Source organism: Phormidium sp. CCY1219, assembly GCF_055795085.1.
The window spans coordinates 1-7437 of sequence record NZ_JAYFEQ010000831.1; the positions used below are offsets into that span (position 1 = coordinate 1).

Consider the following 7437-nt stretch of genomic DNA (forward strand, 5'->3'; position numbering starts at 1 on the left):
CTAGCAGTGATGTTTTGTCAAACTGTTGTCTGTGTAAGGGGGGAGAACTCCTCCCTACGCATAAATGACGAGGGTTTTCGTTCTCCCCCTTACCAACCCTAATTTCTGATGACCATTTTTCCTGTCCTGCCAGTAAAATTTACAAAAGTTTACAAAAAAGATAAATTCTGAGTGAAAGCGGTAGAGAGCGCCATACCCAAAGTCACCGCCACGTCAAGCCTTTGAGGATTATATGGGTGAATCTGAGAAGGGTGGGCTATTCAACGTTGCGCCCATGACAAGGGTGAATTGAAAACAGAGGTTTGAGAGGCGGATTTGGCAGGAGGTGACATCCAAGAGCTGTAACCTCAGAATAGAATGGAAAGGCTGCTGTATCCAAATGCCAAACCGATGACGAAATCCAAACCTTATTCGCCCCAGGGTTCGGGGTGGAAAACCCTGGGGATGTATGTCGGATTGAGCGCGATCGCCGTAATCATGCTGCTTCCCTTACTGTGGCTGATCGGCACCGCCTTCAAATCGCCGAGCGAAAATATCTTTCAATTTCCGCCGCAATTGATTCCTACCGAACCCACGGTGCAAAACTTTGTCAAAGTCTGGCAGACCAACCCCTTTGGGCGGTACCTGTTCAACAGTACCCTAGTGGCGGTGCTGACGGTGAGCTTAAACCTGCTGTTTTGCTCCCTCGCCGCATACCCCCTCGCCCGGTTAGAATTTCGCGGGAGGCAACTCATTTTCACCGCGATTATCGCCACGATTATGATTCCCTTTCAAATCGTGATGATTCCCCTGTATATTTTAACCGTGCAACTGGGATTGAAAAACACCTATTTAGGGATAATTTTCCCCGCCTTAGCCTCAGCTTTCGGTATTTTTCTGTTGCGACAAGCCTTTCAGGGAGTGCCGAAAGAATTGGAAGAAGCGGGGCGAATGGATGGCTGTTCGGAAGTGGGGATTTGGTGGCATGTGATGCTGCCCGCCGTGCGACCGGCATTAGTCACCTTGGCGATTTTTGTGTTTATCGGGTCTTGGAGCGATTTTCTGTGGCCCTTAATTGTAGTGGATCGACCGGAATATTACACCTTACCGTTGGGGGTAGCCAAACTGTCGGGGACATTTTCCTTAGATTGGCGGGCGATCGCGGCAGGTTCGGTTATCTCCATCGCCCCAGTGGTGCTGTTATTTTTACTCCTACAGCACTACATCGTCCCCACAGACACCGGCACCGGGGTAAAGGGATAAAAATTGCCAATTGCCAACTGACAATTTTTCTGTTATTTATTTGCGCTGGAGACTGAGCGCCCCTTTCGGATAGGCGATGCGCTTGTGATTGAACTGTTGCCAGACGCGCACGAAGATTTCGGCGATTTTGGGCATTTCTTCGCGAGTCAGACCGGAATCGACCAATTGATCGTCCTGCCACCGGGCTTTGAGGATTTTATTCACCATATTCAGGGCATCCTCGGGGGTTGCCTCCTTGAGGCTTCGCAAAGCGGCTTCACAAGAATCCGCCAGCATGACGATACCGGTTTCGCGGGATTGAGGAATCGGGCCGACATAGCGGAAATCGGACTCGCGGACTTCGCGCCCTTCGCTTTCGGCGCGTTGCTTGGCTTGGTGATAGAAATAGGCAATCAGCATGGTGCCCTGGTGTTCCGGGATAAAGGCTTGAATTGCCTTTGGCAGGCGGCATTTGCGCGCCATCACCAGTCCTTCGCTGACGTGTTTTTTGATAATTTCAGCACTAGTCCAGGGGTCGTCGATATCGTCGTGTTTGTTCGGACCGCCCATTTGGTTTTCGATAAAGCCCAAAGCATCGTGCATTTTCCCGATATCGTGGTAGAGGGTGCCGGTGCGAACCAGTTCCACATTACAGTGGAGTTCTTTAGCTGCCGCCTCGGCTAGTGTGGCGACAAATAGGGTATGCTGGAAAGTGCCGGGAGCTTCGGTAGCCAAGCGTTGCAGTAGCGGGCGGTTGGGGTTGGCGAGTTCTGCCAGACGGATGGGGGTAATCAAATCGAACAGATGTTCGAGATAGGGACTCAGCCCGATCGCGATAATGCACCAAGCCACGCCAGCGAGGGCCTGCAAGGCGGTAGCCCCGAGAATCGTGTACCAAATCGAGCCGGCGGTGGCACTGAGAATCAAGGTGGCGAGTAGGTAAACCACGCCTTGGGTGCCGCCCACCGCGCCGCCGACGAGGGCGAGTTCTTCGCGCGATCGCATTCTGCCGGCGAGGAAGCCCGCGAGGATGCCTCCCACGGCATTCGCTACCAAGTAGGTGCCCTCGATTTCCATGCCGATGGGTAGCAGGAAGCTCAACAGGGCGATCGCGGTACTGCCCAAAGCAGAGCCATAGAAACTGCCCACTAATAAACCCACTGCCGGTAGGCTAGTGTAAGGCACGCCCAAGGAAATCAGCAGGGGGACGCTCAGAGACAGCATCAACACCAAAGCGCGATCGCGCCGTCTTAATTTCGGGTGGGTGCGGCGTTCCACAAGCCAAAATATTCCCACGGCGACGGTGACGCAACCGCTAAACCCAAACAGTCCCATCCAATTAATTTTGCGGCGACTCATGCCGAAGCGATCGAGGAGGACGAATTGCGCTTGGGAGATAGTTTCGCCTTTGGCGACAATGGTTTCGCCCTTTTCGATAGAGACATAGACGGGTTTGACTTCGCGGGCGGCTTGTTCGGCGCGATCGCGGGTTCGTTCCAGGTCTTTAATCAAGTTGGGCTGCAGCACTTTTAACAACAGGGTACTTGCCAGGGCTTCGGCATTTTCCGGCACTCGCTCTTGTAGCTGGGCGATCGCGGCGCTTTTTAACAGATTATCCGGCAATCCCGGGGGAATGCCTTGGCTCAACATGGGTTCTAAAGCTTGTTTGATGCCGATTTGGGTTTGTTGCCACTCGGCATCGGAGAGTTCGAGTAAATCCGGCTCGAATATGCGGGTGGATTGCACCGAAGAGGGTCGTTCGATGGCGTCTAAGGCGGTGGTGTAGCGCTGGCGGATCTGGGCCATTTCATTCACCAGGGCAGAAAAGCGATCGGGGTCTCCCTGTTGGCGATACCCTTGCAGTGCGGCAACGGCTTCTTCTCCCCGGGGGGTTAACAAACTGCGCTGGAGAACATCGGTGCTACTATCGGAATCAGAGAGATTGCTGCTGTTGTTGGGTAAAGCTTGGCTGAGGGCTTTATCTTCTATCACCGCCGCGAGCAAGGCTTGATATTCCCACTCTGGGGCTTGACGCAGATAACGCTGAGCGGAAAGGGGCAACTGTGATGGATTTACAAAAGGAAACGCCCCGGCGATGTCGCGCAGTTGCTGTCCTTCTTGCAAGACTTTTTCCAGTACGCGATTAATCTGCTGGTTCACCGGGCGATCGATGGTCAAAACCGGGGTAGAGCCGATGCGGGCGGCTTTGCGATTTTCCTCGGTGGTTTTGACGTCCTTGACTTTGGCATCCTGGGGGGCTTCAAAGCTCTGGGGAGCAATGGTGCCTACTGCCAATTGCGGCTGATTGTAAAAGCGGTGTCCCAATGCGCCGGTGAGACATACCACCGCCAGCACTAGGGAGACGGGAGAATGTACGGTGCTGTTCATCCGCTTTTTCCAGCCGGTTTTCCAGAGGGGTGGGCCGGAAACAGGGGGGATCCGAGATGCAGAGGACTGGCGATCGCGGCGCGCCCGATTGGATCCATTGTTCCCAGAACGCGATTCTGGCGGTTCTGCAGAGGAGGTCTGGCGCGAGTACAGGGTCGCGCACTCTTGCCGCCATTGTTCGAGTTGCTGTGTGAGGGATTGAATCGATTTCATGGGTCGTACCCTTTCCAAACTCTAAAATTTAGGCTTTTCGGAGACAGTGGGTGTTTGATGAGCGCGTTTGGGGAGAAGAACTGAAAAATGCCCCTTTCCAAATAGCACGGCGTTTGCAGTTCGGATTGCAGCTCAGTGCATGGATCTGAGGTGGTGAGTCACCCCCGATCGCTGAGAATGGGAAAGGGTTGGGTTGGATTTGCGGATCCCAAGTTGAGAGTCCGGCTCAACCCACATCGGCTCCATTATAAAGGTACGGATAAAATTGCCGATTTGAGGTGGCTCTCGGGTGGCGATCGCCTGGGGTGGATGGGACTGTTTCTGGAGGGTGATTTTTTATTGAAAATGCGGGATTCACAGGGATTTTTTCCTAGAATTGACAACAAGGATTGCGGGATTACATGAAGCTTTTATAACGCAATTTATGGGAGGTTGGGGGAAGTTTTGACCCGATCGCCGGGGGCATGAGAGCGTTATTCCCGAGGCCGAATCACGTTGGGTGCCCCCACTGCCGGCAATTGCCGAAAGGGTGGGGGGGAATTATCTAGATCGTACACCCCGGACCAGGCGGCTAACAGGCGATCGCTCGATTTTAACATTTCTTTTCCGCTTTGTCCGGCATCCAGTCGCCATGAAAGGGGGATGCCTTGGATGCTGTTATATGCGCCGGATAGGGCGGCGGTGAGCAGGGCACAAAGCGGGGCCTGGCTGCCTTGGGTGGCGCGCATCACCGCAAGCTGAAACTGTTCTGGGGTACTCAGAAAGCTGTAAAAGGCAAGGAGGATGGGACTGCTCTCGGGAAGGGGACTGGCAAGGGGGGCGATCGCCAGTCGCTCTCGCGCGATTTCCAGCCCCGCCCCTTCGGCGACTAACCCCTGGACTCGCTGCAGTTGTTCCGCGAAGCGGGTTTCGCTGGTTTCTAGGGTATCGAGGAGTTGGGGGATGACAAGGGTGGGCTGCAGGGTGTTTCTCAGGGCTTGGGCGATCGCGTACCCCAGGGCGAAGAGTCCTTCTTTTATGTCTGGAGGGGTTGACAAAATGTCTAAAGTGTGGTATAGCGTGTTTCGCAGCAAGCTGGGGCTTTCGTGACCGAAGAGGATGACCGGGAGAATGGCCATTGCTTCCGTGGGACTGAAGGTGACGGGATCTGGCGGGGAAAGGCGGGAAATGGTACTCACCCACTGGCGATCGGGGACGCCACCGGATTCGATCCAGGCGCGAATGCTGGCGATCGCCACTTGGGTGGGGTTTACCTGTGCATCGGAGGTGCCATTTTGCACCGGATTGGCACTGGAGGCGGGGGGGTGGGGTTTTCCGTGGGCGAGTGGGCCGGGGATTCTGGCCCCAATTGCCGCACCGAGTAGGGTTCCTTGAAAGCGATTTAACAGGGAATAGGGCATATTAAGATTGTGCCTTGTCAGGAGCTTACCGCATTGTCCGCAATCCAGGGAGAATTGTAAAGATTCCCGCACCCCTACAATGTACCTCGTAGGGTGCGTCACCCCCGCCCCCGGATGATGCAATTCCCCCAACCTAGCGCTACGGGGGTGACGCACCGCGATGGAAATTATATTATGTTTGATGTCTGCCGGAAAAAGGCGGGGGATTGAAATCGCGCCTGGGCAAAGGCCAAGCTAATTCGAGGCGGGGGATTGAAATCGCGCCTGGGCAGGCCCAGCGGGGGATTGAAATCGCGCCTGGGCAGGCCAAGTCCGCCTACGCGGACTAATTCGAGCGGGGGATTGAAATCGCGCCTGGGCAGCTAATTCGAGGCGGGCGATTGAAATCGCGCCTGGGCAGGCCAAGTCCGCCTACGCGGACTAATTCGCGGGGGATTGAAATCGCGCCTGGGCAGGCCAAGTCCGCCTACGCGGACTAATTGTTTTGTTTCCAGTTATTTATTCCGAGAAATTTTATGGTAAATATAAAAAAAACACATCAAAACCAGCTCGCGTAGGCGGGGTTAGTGCTGTGAGGTTGCACCCTGGGTGCGCGGCTTTGCCCACCCCATCGACCGGATATTATATCAATAGCCAATCAAAATAAACGGCGACCAAAAGAAAGGATGCCCGTAATCTTCAATCAATTGTAACTTCGCCGCGCGCAATGCCTCACTTTTACTCATGCCACTGCCTAAATTTTGATAAAACACCACCATCAATTCCTGAGTCGCCTCATCGTCCACATTCCAGAGGGTGGCAATGGTGGCACGTGCCCCTGCCCGTTCGAACAAATAGGCCAGTCCGGCAATTTCGATGTTGCCACTTTCGGTGGCTACGGCGGTCTCACAGGCACTTAGCGTGATGAGTTCCGTGTTTTCCAGTCCCAGGGTTGCCGCCTCCGCAATCTGGAAAGACTCCTGATTGGCAAATAAAATCGTATTGGGTTCCATATCTATCGTGCGATTTTCTTCGTCGCAATTCTCGCGCAGACAGCAACCCTCGGGATTAAAACAGCCGTGAGTCGCCAGGTGCAGCAGGGGAAAACGGGGGGCTTGGGTTTTGAAGGTATCCAGGGTGGCCGAGGAACCCAGGTGGTTCTCACTTCCGGGGAAAATCTCGGCAATGCGACGGGCTTCTATCTCGGCGGATTCTAGGGCAAAGGGGTCTACCGGCACCGGATTGCCCAATGCCAAGAGTTGGCGGGTTTGTGCGAGAGGGGTAGCCTCGCGAGTGCCGGCGGAGAGGCGAGTGAGATAGTGAATCGGATATTTTTCGATGAGATAGCGGTTCGTTTGGGCATCGTAAAGGCTTTCAAAGGGAATAGAACGCAGTTTTCCCGTGGCGATAATGCTCAACTGCGAGGGAGAAAGCGCCTGGATTTGGTCTTCTACCGGACGAATCAGCCAGTCGTAAAGTTGTGCGCCGATTTCGCGATACTTGGAATTGCGCCGATTCGATACACTGTCGCGATATTGGCTCAGTTGGGTCTCCAATTCTTCGGGAGTCACGGGAATTTGAGTGACGGTGAGCTGATTGGGGGTGAGCAGGAAAAGGGCGATCGTGTTGGGTACGTTTGTTACATTGGTGAGTATCACGGGCTGAATCACTACGGTGTTTTGCGGAATGCTGGCGCGCAGTTGTTCGATATCTGTGGGTTGGGTTTCAAACAACTCCGCCACTTCCGGATAGCGCTGGGAAATGGCTTCCGCGTCGGCGTTGACTTGGGCTTCTAATTCGCGAATTTGCCGAGAAAGGGAGTCGGAAAATTCATCTTGCAATTGCTGACGCAGGTATTGCAAGCGTTGATTGTCTTGATTCCATTGGTCGATTTCTTGCTGTGCTTGCGGGTTTTTGACTTTGGCATCAATCAGGCGAGAAAACTCTATCAGATCCACGGTGGAGGCGAGGTTTACCCATTCATAGGCGCGATCGGGTTGGTTTTGCTTGATGAGAAGGTCAATCAAAGCCACTGCAGTGCCTCGGTTATCTGCGATAAAGGCTTTGCGATTTTCCCGCAATAATCCGGCGCGCATATCTAAGGTGATATCGAGGGAGTCTTCCCACAAATCAATGGCATCTGTGGGTTGTCCGATGTTGGAGTAGACTGCACCGATATTATTCAGAGTCGTGGCTTCCCCGCTTCTATCTTCCACTTCCTGCATTATCGGTAAGG

General features: G+C 54.0%; 4 protein-coding genes. 1 reads left to right on the top strand and 3 read right to left on the bottom strand.

What is annotated here, in order from left to right; translation table 11 throughout:
- The first annotated feature begins 390 nt into the window (after positions 1 to 390).
- Positions 391 to 1242 (top strand): carbohydrate ABC transporter permease, encoded by an 852-nt coding sequence (locus AC0QH1_RS26285; RefSeq protein ID WP_324634415.1) that lies wholly within the window; start codon positions 391 to 393, stop codon positions 1240 to 1242.
- Positions 1243 to 1278: 36 nt separating this feature from the next.
- Here the strand turns inward: AC0QH1_RS26285 and AC0QH1_RS26290 are convergent, their stop codons facing one another.
- From AC0QH1_RS26290 to AC0QH1_RS26300, 3 genes are all read right to left on the bottom strand, one after another.
- Entirely contained in the window at positions 1279 to 3822 is a 2544-nt protein-coding gene (locus tag AC0QH1_RS26290; protein WP_324634416.1) for an HD family phosphohydrolase, read from the bottom strand.
- 473 nt (positions 3823 to 4295) lie between these two features.
- Complete coding sequence (locus AC0QH1_RS26295; RefSeq protein WP_324634417.1) at positions 4296 to 5222, bottom strand: ADP-ribosylglycohydrolase family protein; 927 nt, start codon at positions 5220 to 5222, stop codon at positions 4296 to 4298.
- A 626-nt stretch (positions 5223 to 5848) separates the two neighbouring features.
- Positions 5849 to 7437: CHAT domain-containing protein (locus tag AC0QH1_RS26300; RefSeq protein ID WP_324634418.1), on the bottom strand; the 1589-nt coding region annotated here is incomplete at its 5' end.

Coding starts and splice junctions, on each gene's coding strand:
- AC0QH1_RS26285 (WP_324634415.1), top strand. CDS start 391: ATGACGAAATCCAAACCTTATTCGCCCCAGGGTTCGGGGTGGAAAACC.
- AC0QH1_RS26295 (WP_324634417.1), bottom strand. CDS start 5,222: ATGCCCTATTCCCTGTTAAATCGCTTTCAAGGAACCCTACTCGGTGCG.
- AC0QH1_RS26290 (WP_324634416.1), bottom strand. CDS start 3,822: ATGAAATCGATTCAATCCCTCACACAGCAACTCGAACAATGGCGGCAA.